Here is a 16,436-nt window from a genome sequence, read left to right on the forward strand (position 1 = left end):
TTAGTCCTCCAAGAAAGCTATTAGTTCTGCTGAAAATTCGTCTGCATATTGGAAAATCGAACCGTGGCCAGCATTTGGATAGATAATCAGCTTACTATTTTCGATTTTTGCATGCATATCATAAGAATTTTCCGTTGGAACCTGCATATCCTTATCCCCGTTGACGATTAAGGTTGCTTGGGTGATAAATTTTAGGTCGTCTTGAGAATCTTTCCCCCAACGTTTAATAGCTTTGAGTTGAGTTAGGAATCCTGATAGGTTCATGTCTTTATCCGCAAATTCCTTTGTTCTTATCCCCATTCGTCCTAGGACTTTCAAAGCTTCAATTTTCCCTTGTTCATCATGACTATAGAAGATATAGCGTTTAGGATCGATGCGCTCGAGTCCAGCTTTAAACATATAACTAAAGGTTTTCCCTGTGACCTTATCGACCTCTTTTCCACCTCGAGGTCCTGTTCCAGCCAAAATCAAACGGTTCACTAGAGTAGGCTTGATTCGGATGATTTCTTGGGCAATCATACCTCCCATAGAAAGGCCAAGAAGATTGATTTTATCGTAACCAAGCGCTTTTACAAAGTCAATTGTCTGCTCAGCCATTCCAGGAATAGTCGGAGCAACTTTGCCCTGACTGGCTCCTACTCCAGGAAGATCGACTACAATGACATGGTGCTTTTCAGCAATCAAGTCTAAGAGTTTAGGATCCCAGTTATCGAGAGTTGCTGCCAAATGGACCAGCATCAGAAGAGGTAGTTTTGATTTGCCTTTACTAAGTTCGCGATAAGCGATTTTGTTCCCGTCGACCGTGATGTATTGATTTTTAGTTGTAAGATATGACATTGTGTTTTCCTTTTTATTTCTTAAAGCTGAGGACTGTTTTTCCACGTGAGCGACCATTAGCGACTTTGTCTAATGCGCTATTTACCTCTTCAAATGGATAAACTGTATCGATAGAGGGTTTGATTTCTAATTTACTAAAGAGGTCAGCTACCTCTTGTAATTGAGCGCCATTGCTTTCTACAAAGATAAAATGATAGTGGACACCATATTTTTCCGCCATTTTATCAAATTTGCGACCTGCTAAGCCAAGAATCATCTGTTTCCATTTTGGTAGATTCATGCGTTTGGCAAAGGCACCGTTTGGCATAGCACGGAGGGAAACAAGCTGTCCACCTTTTTTCATGATAGACATTTGTTTTTCAGTTTCAGCTCCACCGAGAGTATCGAGGACATAATCAACCTGGCTAACAGTTTTTGTATAATCCTCTGTTTTGTAATCGATAAAGCGGTCTGCTCCTAGGTTCAATACACGCTCAGCACTATCTCCAGATCCATTGGTGATGACTTTCAAGCCTTTGGCCTTGGCAATTGGAATGGCCATTCCACCGACACCACCAGTCCCACCAGAAATAAAGATCGTTTTCCCAGTTTGAGCGCCCATGATGTCAAGAGCCTGCATGATAGTCAATGCAGTAAGCGGAACAGCAGCAGCTTCCTCGTCTGATAGATAGTCTGGAACCTTGGCTAAGGCTTGGCTATCCACAGCTAGGTATTCTGCAAAGGCTCCGATATGATCAAGTGGCAGACGGCCAAAGACACGGTCTCCTACCTGAAAGTTGTTAACTTTCTTGCCAATGCTTTCAACGATCCCAACGACCTCATTACCTGCAGTTTGAGGAAGTTTGTAAGGAGCAATCATCTTGACTTCACCACGAGAGATCATGTTATCGAGAGGATTAACCCCAGCTGCGGATACTTTCACCAAGACTTGTTTGTCTGTAATACTTGGCTTAGCGATTTCTGTGATGTTCAGTGTGATATTATTTTTGTTATAAGTAGTGTGTTGTGCGGCTTTCATGTGATTTCTCTTTTCTTTTTTTATATAACTATATACTTGTATCTAATACAAGTATATGTTGTTTCTAGTAAAAACTGACTTGCTATCAAATCAGTTCCGGACTTGTTTGGCTTGTTTATATAGATTGTCAATGACATCTTCTAAAGTTTGATTTGCTAATTCCTTCTCTAATTGAGATTCGGCACTAGCGAAAAGCGGTGAAACTGCTCCTTGGATATGTTTTCCAACGGGACAATCGGGATTACTATTTTGATGAACAGGGAATAAACTAATGTGATTGATTTCTTGAGTAGCATAGTAGATCTCTAGTAAAGTCATTTTCTTTGGAGACTTACTGAGTTGATAGCCTGTTTTTCCTTGATGGGAATGAATCAAATCTGCATTTTTCAATAAGGCAATCACCTTTCGAATGTAACTAGCGTTAGTCCCAACACTAATAGCTAGTGCTTGAGAACTTAATGTTTCCTTGCTTTCACTAATCATTGTTAAGATATGCAAAGCAACTGAGAATTTTGTATCCATCTGAACTCCTTTCTTAATAAACTTGTATCAGATACATGAACAATCATATCATAAATAAAAAGAAAAGCAAGACTTTTGTTTTAAATTTTTTAAAATTTTGAGTGCAATCAGATTAGATATGTCTGGAAAGGGTGTTCACAAAATTATATCTTTAATATCCATTGGTAGAACAAAAGTAGAACAGATACGAAAAAAAGCCTTGAAACCAAGACTTTTCCTGTTGTATTTAGATGCCCCCTACAGTCGATTTGGAGTTAAAATAAGTAAAAATGAGTAACAAAAATATTGATAAATCAAGGTTTTGCCACTCTCTAAATCGTATGTAAAAATAAAAGGTAGAACAAAAGTAGAACAGACTATTATTTTTCTTCTTTATCACAAAATCTCCCTACGGTAGTAAGGAGATTTATTTTTTATTGTGATTTTTTGCGTTTACGGTATACAAGACCGATAGAAGATAAAGCTGTGATAATCGCAAGAGTAGCAGTATTAGTACGCTTTTCTCCTGTATTTGGAAGTTGTTTCTTAGGTTCAGCTTTTGCATTTGTAGCTTGTGCAGGAGCTTGATATGTTTTATCGTCTTTAGTTCCTACTGTCGCAACTACAACCTTGTTTTGAGCCTTCCCATCCACAACATCAACTACTTTACCGTTAGCGTCAAGGACAGGTTTAACCTCTCCACCTGCGTTACGGATTTCTTCTGCTCTGTCTTTCAAAGCTTGCAAGCGTTGTTGTTCTGCAAGGTATGCGTCATGGTCAGCTTTGAGTTGCTTAAAGTTCTCATACCCACGAGCTTTAACTTCAGCGATACCCTCAAAACGAGTCAACTCTTCCTTAGCAGTTTCCAACTCAGCACGGAGTACACCAAGCTTAGATTTAGCATCAGTAAGCTCTTTGTCCAAAGCCTTAAGGACTTCATCACGTTTAGTAAGGGCAAGGTTAAGAACTGTATAAGTGTCGCTGGCTTCTTTAGATGCTTCACGTTTACGAGCAAGGTCTTGACCAGCTGACTTACGAGCCAAGACTGCTACATCATGAGCTTTAGTAAGGACTTCCAATTCACCCTTAGCAGTTGCAAGAGCCTTGTCTGCATCTGATTGTTCAGCTTTAGCAGTCTCAAGAGCTGTTTTAGCATCAGCAAGAGCCTTAGCCTTGTCAGTAGCATTTGATTTAGCTAGAGCAAGCGATTCCTTAGCAGTTTGCAAAGCTTGAGTGTCAGTAGCTAGTTTGTCTTCAGCGTCAGCAAGAGCCTTTTCAAGTGACGGAACATCAATCTTGTTACCTACCAAATCTGACAAGTGAGTACGAGCATTAGCAAGAGCTGTCTCAGCGTTTGTGTAGGCAGTTTGGGCTGATTGGACAGTAGTTTTAGCTTCGTTAGAGGCTTTGAATGCGTTGTCATAGGCTTTTTGAGCAGTTTCTACTGCCTTAGCGTCTACCTTCTGAGTAGTTGTAGTTACCTCTTTAGTAGGAGATAAAGTGAAACTAGTCTCATAGTTTGTCCCAACCTGACTGTAACCAAAACCTAAGCCTACACCAAGATTTGTTTTGTCAGTATCACGGAAACCTAGAAGTGACAAAGCACCACTATATAGGTCTTCGCTAGAACTTGTACTTGTTGCAGACATAATTGTCTGAACGATACCCTCATACATAACTTGCTTGATTTGAGCCATAGTTGAAAGAGTACCTTTTCCTGCGTAATCTGGGATACCCTCTGCTCGAATACCTAGCGCATCCAAATTAAACTTAGCTGATTCTTTACCCATAGCTAGCTTCTCAGCTAGAGGTTTTGTGTAATTTGGACTTGTCTTACCATCTGTCACTTTTTCAAAAGGATTTGCATAATGGTTAAACTGAGTTGCCAATTCAACAGAACTTTCACTAACCTTAAGAGGTGCAGTACCAACCTTAGCACGCAAATCGTTAATGATAGATGCTGCGTACAAGCTCAATTTAGTTGCTTGCTCTTTTGTTAGGTGTTGGAAATCGACAATCTCTGTGTTATCAGTGTCTTCACTACCGTAAGCAATATCTTTACCTTTGTAGAAATACTTACCTGTAAAGTTATACCCACCTAGACTATTGGCACTCACACCTGTCTTTTCGTCAGTATAAGGTTTATTGATGGCTTTCATAACATCAAGAACATTGCCTGTACCGTTAGCTAGGTCTTTAATTGCCTTAATGTACTCTTCAGACAAGGCTGGAGAGTAAGTTGCCTTAGGAACATCGTACATTGTTTCAGAAGTTACAGTTGTCTCAGTAACACCCTGTTTAGCTACATCAAGAGCTGATTTAGCAGAAGTGACTGCTTTATCTTTGTTAGATTGGTCAGCCTTAGCATTAGCAAGGGCTGTAGTAGCTTGAGTGAGATTAGACTCAGCTTGAGATACCCCACCTTGAGCATCTTTGACAGCTTGCTCTTTATTAGATTGAGCCTTTTTAGCGTTATCAAGGTTAGTCTGAGCAGTTTCTACTGCTTGAGTGTCAGATTTAACTTGGTTAGTAAGAGTAGCTACCTCTTTTTCAAGGGGAGCAACATCAGTAGTAGATGAAAGAGTATCTACTTTTTTCTGAGCGTCAGCAACCTTATTAGCAGTATCAGTGGCAGTTTTCTCAGCATTAGATACTACCTTAGTTTGGTCAGCAACCTTTTCAGCAGTCGCAGAAACAGACTTATCAGCGTCAGCTACAGTCTTCTCAGCATTAGCAAGCTCACTGGCTTTCTTTTCAGCGTCAGCCTTAGCCTCAGATACCTTTTCAGGTGTAACAGACTCAGCTTCTTCTGTCTTTTTAGTGATTCCAGAAATAGTCTTTTCAGCATTAGCAATGTTTGCTTCAGTAGTTGCAACAACTTCTTTTTGCTTAGCTACATCCTGATTAGATTTTTCTGACTCAGCCTTAGCTGTATCCACATCAGCTTGACTAGGAACTTTAGGTTTAACCCCGTCCTTAGCAACTACCTTAGTTGCTGGCTCATTAACGGCTACTTCGGTTTCGCTAGCCGATACCCCAGTAGATACCCCAAAAGCTGTAAGTGCTAAAGTGGAAACGACAGCGCCTGTGCGCAATTTCTTGATGGTTCCGTGACCTTGTGTGTGTGATTCCATCATATAAACTCCTTTTGATAGTTTTATAGTCCTATTTTATCACATGTTGTAGTATTTTAAAACTATATAACTGTTTTTTTCTCTTTTTAAGTAGTTTTTAAAGGACACAAATTCCAGTATGATAGGATTTAAAGAGGTACTGAGATGACAAAAACGAACCTACAATCCTATATCAGCAAGCGAATCCGCCTACTGAGATTGCAAAAAAATATCACCCAACAGCAACTAGAGGAGCTGGCGGACTTACCATTAAAATATACTTATAAATTAGAAAACCTTGAACCAAATATCAAAATCAAAACCCTTGAAAAAATCATGGACGCTCTTGATACAGATATAGAAAGTTTCTTTGACATTTCTCTGACTGAAAGTAATCCGCTGATAAATCAATTATTGTTTAAGCTGGGGAAATTAGCACCCAGTAAGCAAGATAGGGTCACAAAACTTTTGATTGATTTTCTAGATGAGATAGAAAAATAAGCCGAGTCACATATAGCTGACTTGGCTTTTTTAAATTTGCTAATTTAATTTTTAGTTTCTCCCTTTATATCATGCTCTGTTTTAGTCTGACTGTGAATAAATTTAGGTATATCTTCATCATTCAATGCTTTCTTAGCATTATTGAATAGCCAATCTAGTAAAACAAATTTATCATAAGTTTTTCCAAATTTAATGTTAAATTCATTCATCCCCGCTAGTCCATTAGTTGCTTTTTCAATGCAATCCAATAAACCTAACTCTTCTAGACGTTCAACTAACATCAATGAATTAAGACGATTATCTAATCGAGATAATGTTTCAATATTTTCTTCAGACTCCAATAGTTTTTCAACAAGAGGAAGATATTCAATGGCTTTCGACAGCGTATCTAATTTGCTAATAATTTCAAATAGATTATCTTGTTTAGAGATATGCTTATAAAAGTAATCAATCCATACAATTAGAGCGTAGTCATTATTTTTAGTTTTCTTATTTGGGAACTCTACATTTTTTAAGCTTGATGCTATGGAGTTTTTTAATGATTCTGCTTGTTTATCATCTGATAATACAGCTTTTGCCATATTTCTTAAATCAAGTTTTTCTAATTTATTAGTGATTATATTAGATACTTCTGTAGTATAATCTTCATTTTCCTTCCTTATTTCATCCACAATAGTCTCTGCAAATCTTTCTAATGCAGTAAATTTTTTGTTTGTATTATCTTTATCAAAGGAAGGAAAAATAGCTAAATAATTATTTTTAGAAACTACCTTACCAGACAACAAATTTTCTGCCGTCTTGTCGCTCACGTTAACCTTTTTTACTAGATAAGCAATTTTAGCTTCGTAATCTCCACTAATCCTTTGTTCTTCTTGGAACTCTTCAAATCCTTCCATATTGTGCATCAAATTAACTGTAACTGTAACAAGCATGCGTTCTTCTTTTTTTTCTTCCATAGTAAACATCCTTTACACAAAAAGTTTATGTATCATTTTAGCATTAATACATTTTAAACGTCAAGATATTAACGGGTTTTTATAAAAGTTTAGGGTAAAACGTTTTCAATAAAAATCTTACCAAAATTTATTTTTTTTTTGAACCAAATAATCTCGGTAGATAATAAATTATATTCCACTGAAAGTGCTATGTAGTAAGCTTTAAACAATGGTTTGAACAAACAAAAAAATCTTAAAAAAAACCAAGAAAAATTATTACTTATATTTTAAGCGAATTTAGGTAAAGTCTTGTCAGTTTTTATGGAATAATTAAGATGTGAGATAGCTATCACATAAAACGTATCTTCAATATATTCAAAAGACCGTAAATATATTGATGCTCTTAATAAAACGGCTAGAAAGAATAGCTCATGGAAGCTACACAAACAACATTGCAGGGTCGCCTTATTGGCGCATCAGAACTAAAAGACTATGCTTCTGGTCTCAGCACTGGTCAAACTCAATTAACAATCGGTGTACGAACTCTAGACGGTCGATTCAATCAAACAAATATCAAGGCTGATATGGTTAATGTATCTGATTTTACAACTTTATTTGACGAAAAAGTAGAAATTGTTCTTGAAGGTGTTTCTATCAATGCTTATAACAGTGGAAATCGTGCTGCGCTCTCAGTAAAAGCTAAGTCTGCTTTTATTGAGCTTGTTTAAATTATTAGGGGAGGTCTTCCTCCCTCTCATTTATTGGAGGTTTAATTTATGTTTATTTTAAATATTTTACATGAAACGATTGATTCAAATTTATCATCATACCTTGATAGAAGTGAAACACCTATCCTTTTCGATAATCACCCTATAAATCTTCCTAGGGGTAATTTCTACAGCGGTCGTATCAGATTCTGGGTAACCGAGGATTTTTCCATAGATATAGCAGACTTTGTAGTTAATCAGGTTTATAAACATATCAAGGAAATACTTGAATTTTCTTATGATATTCATGATTCCTACGTAGATTTTAATTATCGAATGAGGAAGCCTGAAAGCAAGGAGGAAAACTGATGATTTTTCTGTACTCTATTTTACTACTATTTATCCTATTGTTAGGGATTATGGCTCTTGTCATTTGGGGAATATATCAATTTGATAAAATATTCCTAAACCAACTTTTCTTTAACTACTTAAACAATAAATATTCTCCTCCTAGAGAGTGGTCTAAGATAAGTAGTGTCCAACAGAATATTTATTCTCTGTTACCTACGCTAGAACATTTAAAGGTTAAAGAGCAAGTAAAACTTTCTGATAATGGTGAATATCTAATAATTCAACTCGGTTCCAATATTTCATCAGAACAACAGCGTGAGATTGAGAATATAGTAAAAGGAATTATTGCAAACCACGAAGTTTCTTATACTATTGATTACAGTCAAGTTGAGTTGGTAAACGGAGGGTGGTTTATTTTCTTAAAATTAGAAACCATTGAGGACGCTACCTTTAATCAAAATGCTAGAGCAACAGAACCTAAAACTCAGGAGGAATTTGACCTTGATGAAATCATTGAGATCTAAAAATCCATTTCTAAAAGCTGGGGGCGGAACGCCAGATATAGATTTCATACATCTTTTGTTGCTGGGGAGTAGTGGTGTTGGAAAATCTACGGCTGTATTCGCTATCATCAATTATCTATACAATCAAAATCCTGCAAGTGAATTTATTATCTCTGAGATGAAGCAGTCTGATTATTTATTTGCAGAACATTTACCCAATGTGTATTTAGGTGACAGAGCTATTTTAGCTATAGATGTGGCTTTTAATGAGATTGAGTTAAGAAAAAAGAATAGAGGAAGAGAAAAAACTCCCTACTATCTTGTAGTAGAAGAATTAACTTCATTATTTGAATTAGCAGGAAAGTCTAAGAAAGAATATCAGGAGAAAATTAGAGTTATTCTTTATACTGGGAGGGCCTTTAATATCAAATTATTAGCCGTTTCACAAGATTTGCTTGCTTCTGCACTAGGGGAGGGGTCTGCTCGGAATCAATTTTCTTTAGTCATTGCATTGGGTTCACTGAGGTCATCAGTAACGAAGGGACTTTTTGAACTAGAGGAAGGACAAGAGCTACAAAAAAATTTACCCAAAAGATTTGGCTATCTTCAGCGTTTTGATGATGGTTCTAATGTTATTAAAATTAAGGTTAAACAAGTACCTGATATAAATTTACTGAAGGGACGAGTTCTTGATATATTAGGAAAGTCTGCTAATGTTGTTGAGGCTGTTGACCCTGATTCACTTTAGAGAATCAGATGGTCTTACAGCCTCGCCAGCTTTAGCTGGCTGTTATACGGGGGACATGTAATAACCCCCGTTCCATTTGACCTTGTTCTAAAACTTTGTAAATTCCACTTTAGGGTAAAATGTTCAATTCCCTTAAAATGCTGTTATATCAACGTTATTCTATAACTTTTGATTTAGGGTGATTACTTCCTGAAACTGTGAGAGAATAAAAGCGTAGGAATTTTTCTACATTACAATAAATAGTTAGCTAAAGCAATATTTTCCGCCCAGTTAACTTTCACTCTTTAGGCGGATAGAAAGAAAATAAAATGATTTGTAAAAATGAAATTGAAAAGTATCTTCAAAAAGATAACGACCATAACCCAGTCATTATGACCAGTGTCGATGAAGCTACATTTGTCATCCAACCGACAGAAGATACTGTGGGAGAATACCCAGATAATTGGCATCAAATTGCTTTATCGCTGTCTGAAACAGTAGCAGAAAAGCTATCCCTCCCAGTTCTATTTGGAGATTATGTTCCACTGAAAACCTCACCAGCAGGCTATACTGATGGCTTTACCTTTCAGAATCTCCCCTATTATTTTGCGATTGCTTGGCATCAGACTAATTTCACGATGGGAATTATCCTGAAATTTTCTGCATCGGCTTTGTCTCACTATAAAGCCTCCTATCAAAACTATTATAGTGAAGCAATTGACGTTCACAATATAGCACAACTGCTGTACGCTGACTATTATGATTTGCGCCTTTCTCGTATTGACCTTGCTATTGATTACTTTAATTATCCAATGGCTGTCAATGACCTTTACCAAGGGTTAAAAATCAAAAAATATATTATCACCAATCATAAAGGACGTAAAAATATTTCTAACATTAGCGCTCAAGAAGTGAATGGTCAAGCGCAAACGATATATATTGGTAGCAAGAAAAAGAATGTAAATGCTCTGTTGCGGATTTATAACAAGTATCAGGAACAATTAGACAATCAAGGTCTCTATATGCACTTAACTAAGTATTGCAATTCTTGGGTACGCATGGAGGCTTCCTATAAAGGTACTTATAGCAATCAAATTCTAACCTTGTTGCTTGCTATTGATAGCTCTCAAGATTTGAGCAAGCTCATTGTCAACAAAATGATTGATAAATATTGTTTCCATGATGCAGAGACTGGTCAACTGTTGCCATTCACTAGTGATTTACTTAAAGGTTTTGGTATCTTCCCAGAGCTTGAATCCTTAAACTCCCGAAATAATGATTTATTAGCAACCATTTCTTATTTGTTAAAAGGTAGCGGATTTTATCCACTTCTAAGGAAAATTGAGGAAATTTGGGGAGTAGAGGCTCGTAATCATTTTATTATTCGTTTAATTCAAGAGTATGAGTGGAACTACATACCAAACCAAGATGTTGAGCTATGGCTTAACAAATTTGGATCAGAACTCTCTCAATTAAATTATAAAGAGTATTTTGAAGATAGTTTTAAGCTATTCTATCAAAAAAACAATATCACTCCGAAACGACATAAAAACAAAGAGTAATATTGTTTGAAAAATAGTATAGGGATGATTTTCATCATCTCTAGCTATTATCTCATAAAAAAGGAGAATTTTCTATGACTGAGATAAATAAAATTACTGTTGATTTAATCAATATAGAGATACAATTGCCAGAAGATAAAATTATCGTTGATAAAAAAGAATATGATAATTTAAAACATAATTCTTCTCAAGGTAGATATATGTCCTTATCTGATGTTCTACAACTTCTATCAGTTTCAAGACCGTGGTTACTTGATAATGTATTGAATAACTCAAAAATTCGGAAAGAAATTGATGTTGAATTAAATCCAGATGGGTTCGTGAAATATCCTGAGAATCAAGGTGGACGCTATTTCTTTTTAGCCAGTAAAACAAAACAATGGTTTGAAGAAAACTTTAGAGAAATTATGGTATAATAACCTTGGCAAAAACCTTGGTTATCTAATGAAAGAGGTAACTAGTGGCAACTTTTAGACAACGTACCAAAGGTGGAACTTGGGATTATAGAATTGTGGACAGTGATAAAAAACTTGTTGCATCTAAAGGTGGATTCAGAACGAAGAAGGAGGCAGAAAAAGAAGCTTTAGCTATTGAATTAAAATTGATGTCAGGTGCAAAAATTAATTCGCAAGCTAGTTTATATGAGTTATGGGAAGAGTGGTTTGATGTTGTTGTAAGACCACTTGGAAAAAGTGAATCAACGCTTTTTAAGCATAAGAAGAGAGGAGACTTGATAAAGGAACTTTTTCAAGATAGACCGGCAACTTCTATTCGTTTTAGCCAATATCAACGAGCTTTAAATTCGTATGCTGAGAGGGTTACAAAAGATACTGTAGCACGACTAAACTCAGAAATCCGAAAAGTCATTCAGTTTGCTCAACGTGACCAATTAGATATAGTTGATTTTACTGATGGTGCGATTATTTCAGGGATGAAGAAAAGCAAGACAACAGACGAAAAATATATTGACAATATTGAAGACTATTATAAGATTTTAGTTCATTTAAAAAGTCATCTTAATTACAGTAAATCTGTGATTCCTTATCTTTTGTTTGTTTCCTTTAAAACAGGGATGCGTTTCGGAGAGATTTTAGGTTTAACTTGGGATTGCATTGATTTTGAAAATCAAGTCGTCCACACTTATAGGCGCTACTATAATTATAAATGGAGACCACCCAAAACGGATACATCTGTTCGAGATGTGCCTATAGATGAAGAAACATCTGCGGTTTTGAAGTTATTAAAGAAAGAACAAAAGCTTGTATACAAGAATCAAGGTATTAAGGAAAAAGAAAATTTCCTTTTCTATGATGTTGTGTATGGAGTTCCTAGTAATAATGCAGTAAATCAAAGTTTACAATCGCTACTAAAAAAACTAGGAATTTCTCCATATAATTTAACAGCTACGGGTATTAGACATACTTATGCTAGTATACTACTTGCTAAAGGAATTGATATATGGGTTGTTGCTCATGTAATGGGGCACAAAAATATAAAACAGGTAACAGAAACATATGGTCATCTTTTAAAAGAGAAGAAAGAAAAGGAACATCAGATTATTCGAAACCTTTTAAGTGAGTATCCATTGGTAGAACAAAAGTAGAACAGATACGAAAAAAAGCCTTTAGAATAAGGCTTTTAGACACTAAATTATGCCCCCTACAGGGATCGAACCTGTGACCCACGGATTAAGAGTCCGCTGCTCTGCCAGCTGAGCTAAGGAGGCAAAGAAAAAAGCTGTATTGGTGCCGAAACTTCACGGTTTGTATTGAACCCGCGCAATTAAGCAGGTGGGCAACTCGCTCTAACTGAAGCTGTTTCCGTGTGAGACGGCCTACATGCTGTTAGAAGACTTTTGTTTCCCTAATAATACAAAAAATAGTCGGTCAACACTTAAGTGTGAAGTCGTACACCACAGCGTTTCTATGTTTATATGATACCACTTTTTCAAAAAAAATCAAGAGGAAAGTGCAATTTTTTGAAAAGGATTTCAGATTTTTCGCAAACGGTCGATAGCTTCCTTTCTTTGAGACAAAGCCCGTTCATATTTACCAGTATCTTCTGCTTGGAAATAGTGATGATTGCGGATTTTTTCTGGTAGATAGTCTTGTTTGACCCAATTTCCAGGATAGTTGTGTGGATAGAGATAGTCTTGGGCATTCCCCAGTTCCTTGCTTCCGCTGTAGTGCCCATCACGCAGGTGTCGCGGAATAGGCAAGTGCCCTGATGTTTTGAGGTCGGCGAGAGCCTTGTCCATAGCTATATAGGCTGAGTTGGATTTTGGAGAAAGGGCTAAATCAATGACGACATTGGCAATGAGAATACGGGCTTCTGGGAAACCAATCCTTTGTGCAGCATCCAGAGCAGTCACGGTGTGAACCTGGGCTTCAGGATTGGCCAAACCGATATCTTCATAAGCGATAACAGTCAAACGACGAGCGAGACTTGGCAAATCACCAGCCTCAATCAAGCGGGCAGCATAGTGGAGACTGGCATCCACATCTGAGCCACGAATGGATTTTTGCAGGGCTGAGAGAACATCATAGTGTCCATCTCCATCCTTGTCCATGCTAATATAGCTCCGTTGCAGGCTATTTTCCATGATGTCGAGGGTGATATGGCGGATGCCCTTGTCATTCTCAGGGGTAGAGAGAACAGCCAAATCCAGTGAGTTGAAGGCAGAGCGAAGGTCTCCGTTTGTAGAGGTAGCAATGAAATCCAGCGCATCCTCATCTAGTTCTACTGGAAAATCAAAACCACGCTCAGGGTTACTTAGAGCTATCTGCAGGGCCTCTTTGACGTCTTGGTTAGACAGAGGTTCCAACTCAAAAATTTGAACTCGGCTACGGATGGCAGGAGTGACAGAAAAGAAGGGATTTTCAGTCGTAGCGCCAATCATGATGACCAGTCCACTTTCCAAGAGAGGCAAGAGGAAGTCTTGCTTGGTTTTATCTAGTCTATGAATCTCGTCTAGCAATAGGACGAGACCACCAGAGAATTTAGCCTCTTCCGCAATTTCTTGCAATCGCTTTTTACTATCAACTGTCGCATTGAAAGTTCGAAAGGCATACTTTGTTGTTCCAGCGATGGCAGAGGCAATACTGGTTTTGCCGATTCCAGGAGGTCCATAAAGAATCATGGAAGACAGGCGGTTGGCTTCCACCATGCGGCGGATGATTTTTCCAGGTCCGACCAGATGTTCCTGACCGATGACCTGGTCGATGGTTTTAGGGCGCATGCGAAGCGCGAGATTGTCTGGCATAGCAGTCCTTTCTAACGTGGATTTGAGTAGAATGACTCATCTACTATATCTTACTATGTCCATTCTAGCCTATTAGTTGTGATATTTCAATGGTTTTGTAATATTCAGTGTGTGAGATAGAATCTTTTTGACTATTTAATTTGATGAGGAGAGGTATCAGCATGAGAGAATGGATTTCCCTTAAAACTCAAAATGGGATAGTTGAGCCTAAAGAAGTGGAAGTGCTGATTTGAGAAATAATATTGCTAAATGTTATTGCATGAACTATAATGAAAAGAGGGGTGATAAGGAATGGAAATGATGGAATTACCAAGTCAGGAAATTTTGATTTTTACAAAACAAATTCGTCATTGGATTCTTAGTGATCAAGTTATTTCAGGAAAAAGAAAATTTCTCTTCCGGGAAGATACTCCAAAAGAGATTTTGGATTTGTACGAAAACATTAAACCTAAACTTGATTTTGCTTACCAAGAAGTTCATTCTAATAATTATGAATTAGAAAAATATGAAAAATAGAATAATTGATGTTTTTAAAGTAGTAAATCGTCTCCTTGTAATAACTGTTGAAAATCCTGATTTCAAAGACTTAAGAGTTAATCATACTCAATGAAAATCAAAGAGCAAACTAGGAAACTAGCCGCAGGCTGTACTTGAGTACGGTAAGGCGACGTTGACGTGGTTTGAAGAGATTTTCGAAGAGTATCAGTTTGTAAAAATTGGAGATAAAAAATATAGGATCCGCAGTGTTCCTATGATTCATTCAACTCCGCCTCAGTCTGTCTTAAATCGAGATACTTTTACAATTGACTATACAGATGATGAATTGCTCGATAAAGAAGCAGTATTTAAAAATAAGTCTGAATAAATTGGCTTCCCTTAGAACCACATCTAGGGGCTTTTATGTATAAGAGAATAATAAGTATTACTACTTTACAATACGTGTAGCACGTGTTATAATGGTGTTGTCAGGAGGTAAAAGCGCTATGCCTATGACACAAAAAGAGATGGTCAAACTCCTTACGGCCCATGGTTGGATAAAAACCAAAGGCGGTAAAGGCTCCCATATTAAAATGGAGAAGCAAGGGGAAAGACCTATCACAATCCCTCATGGTGAGCTGAATAAGTACACTGAAAGAGGGATAAGAAAGCAAGCTGGGTTGTAAAATTCAGCCCCTGCTTTTTGATATGGAGGTAGTGAGATGTTAGTTACGTATCCAGCTTTATTTTATTATGACGATACAGATGGAGCAGAAGCGACTTATTTTGTCCATTTCCCGGATTTTGAATACTCAGCTACACAAGGAGAGGGGATTTCTGAGGCTCTGGCTATGGGTTCAGAGTGGTTAGGTATAACTGTCGCAGATTTGATAGAGAGTGATGGAGATTTGCCCCAGCCGTCAGATATCAATAGCTTGTCTTTAATTGATAATGATCCTTTTAAAGATGATGAAGATTTCGTGTCAACCTATGACCTTGATAAATCTTTTATTTCTATGGTATCTGTTGATGTGTCAGAGTACTTAGGAAGTCAGGAACCAATTAAAAAGACCTTGACCATACCAAGATGGGCAGATAAGTTGGGACGAGAAATGGGACTTAACTTTTCTCAGACTTTGACAGAAGCTATTGCAGATAAGAAAATTCAAGCCTAAGATTAAGTGTGACATCGTGGGGATAGTCAAGAAAAAAGCACGTTTAATTGTGCTAGTTACTTGTCTATTGATTCTATAGATTTGCTAGCCCTTTCGAGGGCTTTTTGTGTTGAGTTTTTGGAAAAAATAAGGAAATCAACCGTTTAAGAAAATCACTGATACCAAGGGTTTAAATGAGGTAATATGGTATAATTAGGACATAAAATAATTTTGTGGTAAGATGGTAGTATCTATTTTAGCATATTTCCGAGCAATCGGGGCGATTTAAGAGTCGCATAGAAAGAGGACAAAATGGCAACATATGGATTTTTAGATGTTTTAGAGGAAGAGTTGGAGAAGAATTTTCCATTTGACTTTGAGATTAGTTGGGATAAGCGCAATCACGCGGTAGAAGTGAGTTTTCTATTGGAAGCGCAAAATGCTGCAGGTGTGGAGATGGTGGATGAAGATGGAGAGGTTTCATCAGATGACATTCTCTTTGAAGAAGCAGTGCTTTTTTACAATCCTGCCAAGTCAACCGTCAATGAAGAAGATTATCTGACTGTCATCCCTTACTTGCCTAAAAAAGGATTTTCCCGCGAATTCTTAGCTTATTTTGCGCTATTCCTTAAAGATACTGCTGAGGTTGGGCTAGATGCCCTTATGGACTTTTTGGAAGACCCAGAAGCAGAAGAATTTGTCATGGAATGGAACCAAGAAGTCTTTGAAGAAGGAAAAGAAGGCTTGGAAGAGGGAGAATTTTATCCTTATCCGAGATACTAGGATTT

General features: G+C 37.1%; 19 protein-coding genes and 1 tRNA gene. 13 read left to right on the forward strand and 7 right to left on the reverse strand.

Translation table 11 applies throughout. The features are described from left to right. The 4 genes from QS39_RS04825 to QS39_RS04840 form a co-directional block, all read right to left on the reverse strand. Positions 1-837 carry an alpha/beta fold hydrolase gene (locus QS39_RS04825; protein WP_077804768.1) on the reverse strand — a complete coding sequence of 279 codons (837 nt, stop codon included), beginning with the start codon at positions 835-837 and terminating at the stop codon, positions 1-3. A gap of 13 nt (positions 838-850) precedes the next feature. After that, entirely contained in the window at positions 851-1,855 is a 1,005-nt protein-coding gene (locus QS39_RS04830) for an NADP-dependent oxidoreductase (protein WP_077804769.1), read from the reverse strand. 90 nt (positions 1,856-1,945) lie between these two features. Beyond that, a complete protein-coding gene (locus QS39_RS04835) occupies positions 1,946-2,377 on the reverse strand; it encodes an Rrf2 family transcriptional regulator (RefSeq protein ID WP_000379852.1) in 432 nt (143 codons plus the stop codon). A 413-nt stretch (positions 2,378-2,790) separates the two neighbouring features. After that, entirely contained in the window at positions 2,791-5,490 is a 2,700-nt protein-coding gene (locus QS39_RS04840; protein ID WP_077805522.1) for an SEC10/PgrA surface exclusion domain-containing protein, read from the reverse strand. A 144-nt stretch (positions 5,491-5,634) separates the two neighbouring features. On the opposite strand from QS39_RS04840, the gene QS39_RS04845 reads away from it, so the two are divergent. After that, complete coding sequence (locus QS39_RS04845) at positions 5,635-5,970, forward strand: helix-turn-helix domain-containing protein (protein ID WP_077804770.1); 336 nt, start codon at positions 5,635-5,637, stop codon at positions 5,968-5,970. Between the two features lie 44 nt (positions 5,971-6,014). Here QS39_RS04845 and QS39_RS04850 read toward each other — a convergent pair whose 3' ends face one another. Continuing rightward, positions 6,015-6,926: a hypothetical protein gene (locus QS39_RS04850; RefSeq protein WP_077804771.1), complete on the reverse strand. Its 912-nt coding sequence runs from the start codon at positions 6,924-6,926 to the stop codon at positions 6,015-6,017. A gap of 410 nt (positions 6,927-7,336) precedes the next feature. Between QS39_RS04850 and QS39_RS04855 the strand changes: the two genes are divergently transcribed. The 7 genes from QS39_RS04855 (at position 7,337) to QS39_RS04885 (ending at position 12,358) form a co-directional block, all read left to right on the forward strand. Then, complete coding sequence (locus tag QS39_RS04855; protein WP_077804772.1) at positions 7,337-7,633, forward strand: hypothetical protein; 297 nt, start codon at positions 7,337-7,339, stop codon at positions 7,631-7,633. A gap of 48 nt (positions 7,634-7,681) precedes the next feature. Further along, positions 7,682-7,981: a hypothetical protein gene (locus QS39_RS04860; RefSeq protein WP_077804773.1), complete on the forward strand. Its 300-nt coding sequence runs from the start codon at positions 7,682-7,684 to the stop codon at positions 7,979-7,981. Further along, positions 7,981-8,487, forward strand: coding sequence for a hypothetical protein (locus tag QS39_RS04865; RefSeq protein WP_077804774.1), 507 nt, complete (start codon positions 7,981-7,983; stop codon positions 8,485-8,487). Before QS39_RS04860 ends, QS39_RS04865 begins: the two co-directional genes overlap by 1 nt. Further along, positions 8,468-9,214 (forward strand): ATP-binding protein, encoded by a 747-nt coding sequence (locus tag QS39_RS04870; protein WP_077804775.1) that lies wholly within the window; start codon positions 8,468-8,470, stop codon positions 9,212-9,214. Before QS39_RS04865 ends, QS39_RS04870 begins: the two co-directional genes overlap by 20 nt. Positions 9,215-9,522: 308 nt before the next feature. Next, positions 9,523-10,755 (forward strand): replication initiation factor domain-containing protein, encoded by a 1,233-nt coding sequence (locus QS39_RS04875; protein WP_077804776.1) that lies wholly within the window; start codon positions 9,523-9,525, stop codon positions 10,753-10,755. Between the two features lie 74 nt (positions 10,756-10,829). Next, on the forward strand, positions 10,830-11,171 hold the full coding sequence (locus tag QS39_RS04880; RefSeq protein ID WP_077804777.1) for a DUF771 domain-containing protein: 342 nt from the start codon (positions 10,830-10,832) through the stop codon (positions 11,169-11,171). Between the two features lie 44 nt (positions 11,172-11,215). Continuing rightward, positions 11,216-12,358 (forward strand): tyrosine-type recombinase/integrase, encoded by a 1,143-nt coding sequence (locus tag QS39_RS04885; protein WP_077804778.1) that lies wholly within the window; start codon positions 11,216-11,218, stop codon positions 12,356-12,358. A 50-nt stretch (positions 12,359-12,408) separates the two neighbouring features. Here the strand turns inward: QS39_RS04885 and QS39_RS04890 are convergent. Next, positions 12,409-12,481: transfer RNA gene (locus QS39_RS04890), tRNA-Lys, on the reverse strand. 264 nt (positions 12,482-12,745) lie between these two features. Next, positions 12,746-14,017, reverse strand: coding sequence for a replication-associated recombination protein A (locus tag QS39_RS04895; RefSeq protein ID WP_077804779.1), 1,272 nt, complete (start codon positions 14,015-14,017; stop codon positions 12,746-12,748). A 291-nt stretch (positions 14,018-14,308) separates the two neighbouring features. On the opposite strand from QS39_RS04895, the gene QS39_RS04900 reads away from it, so the two are divergent. The 5 genes from QS39_RS04900 to QS39_RS04920 all read left to right on the forward strand — a co-directional run bounded on the left by QS39_RS04900 (position 14,309) and on the right by QS39_RS04920 (position 16,431). Further along, the gene (locus QS39_RS04900; RefSeq protein ID WP_257617703.1) at positions 14,309-14,533 is read left to right on the forward strand and encodes a hypothetical protein; all 225 of its coding nucleotides are present in this window, start codon (positions 14,309-14,311) and stop codon (positions 14,531-14,533) included. A gap of 154 nt (positions 14,534-14,687) precedes the next feature. Continuing rightward, positions 14,688-14,882, forward strand: coding sequence for a hypothetical protein (locus tag QS39_RS04905; protein ID WP_180374973.1), 195 nt, complete (start codon positions 14,688-14,690; stop codon positions 14,880-14,882). Between the two features lie 118 nt (positions 14,883-15,000). Beyond that, positions 15,001-15,180, forward strand: coding sequence for a type II toxin-antitoxin system HicA family toxin (locus QS39_RS04910; protein ID WP_001132279.1), 180 nt, complete (start codon positions 15,001-15,003; stop codon positions 15,178-15,180). Positions 15,181-15,216: 36 nt separating this feature from the next. After that, positions 15,217-15,669 (forward strand): type II toxin-antitoxin system HicB family antitoxin, encoded by a 453-nt coding sequence (locus QS39_RS04915; protein ID WP_077804781.1) that lies wholly within the window; start codon positions 15,217-15,219, stop codon positions 15,667-15,669. A 291-nt stretch (positions 15,670-15,960) separates the two neighbouring features. Further along, positions 15,961-16,431 carry a DUF3013 family protein gene (locus tag QS39_RS04920; protein WP_077804782.1) on the forward strand — a complete coding sequence of 157 codons (471 nt, stop codon included), beginning with the start codon at positions 15,961-15,963 and terminating at the stop codon, positions 16,429-16,431. The last annotated feature ends 5 nt before the right edge of the window (positions 16,432-16,436 follow it).

It is taken from the genome of Streptococcus mitis (assembly GCF_002005545.1).
GTDB lineage: Bacteria > Bacillota > Bacilli > Lactobacillales > Streptococcaceae > Streptococcus > Streptococcus mitis_I.

What these genes read in the sequence shown, in the direction of transcription:
- QS39_RS04825 (WP_077804768.1), bottom strand. Translation starts at nt 837, where the DNA reads ATGTCATATCTTACAACTAAAAATCAATACATCACGGTCGACGGGAAC.
- QS39_RS04830 (WP_077804769.1), bottom strand. Translation starts at nt 1,855, where the DNA reads ATGAAAGCCGCACAACACACTACTTATAACAAAAATAATATCACACTG.
- QS39_RS04835 (WP_000379852.1), bottom strand. Translation starts at nt 2,377, where the DNA reads ATGGATACAAAATTCTCAGTTGCTTTGCATATCTTAACAATGATTAGT.
- QS39_RS04840 (WP_077805522.1), bottom strand. Translation starts at nt 5,490, where the DNA reads ATGGAATCACACACACAAGGTCACGGAACCATCAAGAAATTGCGCACA.
- QS39_RS04845 (WP_077804770.1), top strand. Translation starts at nt 5,635, where the DNA reads ATGACAAAAACGAACCTACAATCCTATATCAGCAAGCGAATCCGCCTA.
- QS39_RS04850 (WP_077804771.1), bottom strand. Translation starts at nt 6,926, where the DNA reads ATGGAAGAAAAAAAAGAAGAACGCATGCTTGTTACAGTTACAGTTAAT.
- QS39_RS04855 (WP_077804772.1), top strand. Translation starts at nt 7,337, where the DNA reads ATGGAAGCTACACAAACAACATTGCAGGGTCGCCTTATTGGCGCATCA.
- QS39_RS04860 (WP_077804773.1), top strand. Translation starts at nt 7,682, where the DNA reads ATGTTTATTTTAAATATTTTACATGAAACGATTGATTCAAATTTATCA.
- QS39_RS04865 (WP_077804774.1), top strand. Translation starts at nt 7,981, where the DNA reads ATGATTTTTCTGTACTCTATTTTACTACTATTTATCCTATTGTTAGGG.
- QS39_RS04870 (WP_077804775.1), top strand. Translation starts at nt 8,468, where the DNA reads ATGAAATCATTGAGATCTAAAAATCCATTTCTAAAAGCTGGGGGCGGA.
- QS39_RS04875 (WP_077804776.1), top strand. Translation starts at nt 9,523, where the DNA reads ATGATTTGTAAAAATGAAATTGAAAAGTATCTTCAAAAAGATAACGAC.
- QS39_RS04880 (WP_077804777.1), top strand. Translation starts at nt 10,830, where the DNA reads ATGACTGAGATAAATAAAATTACTGTTGATTTAATCAATATAGAGATA.
- QS39_RS04895 (WP_077804779.1), bottom strand. Translation starts at nt 14,017, where the DNA reads ATGCCAGACAATCTCGCGCTTCGCATGCGCCCTAAAACCATCGACCAG.
- QS39_RS04900 (WP_257617703.1), top strand. Translation starts at nt 14,309, where the DNA reads ATGGAAATGATGGAATTACCAAGTCAGGAAATTTTGATTTTTACAAAA.
- QS39_RS04910 (WP_001132279.1), top strand. Translation starts at nt 15,001, where the DNA reads ATGCCTATGACACAAAAAGAGATGGTCAAACTCCTTACGGCCCATGGT.
- QS39_RS04915 (WP_077804781.1), top strand. Translation starts at nt 15,217, where the DNA reads ATGTTAGTTACGTATCCAGCTTTATTTTATTATGACGATACAGATGGA.
- QS39_RS04920 (WP_077804782.1), top strand. Translation starts at nt 15,961, where the DNA reads ATGGCAACATATGGATTTTTAGATGTTTTAGAGGAAGAGTTGGAGAAG.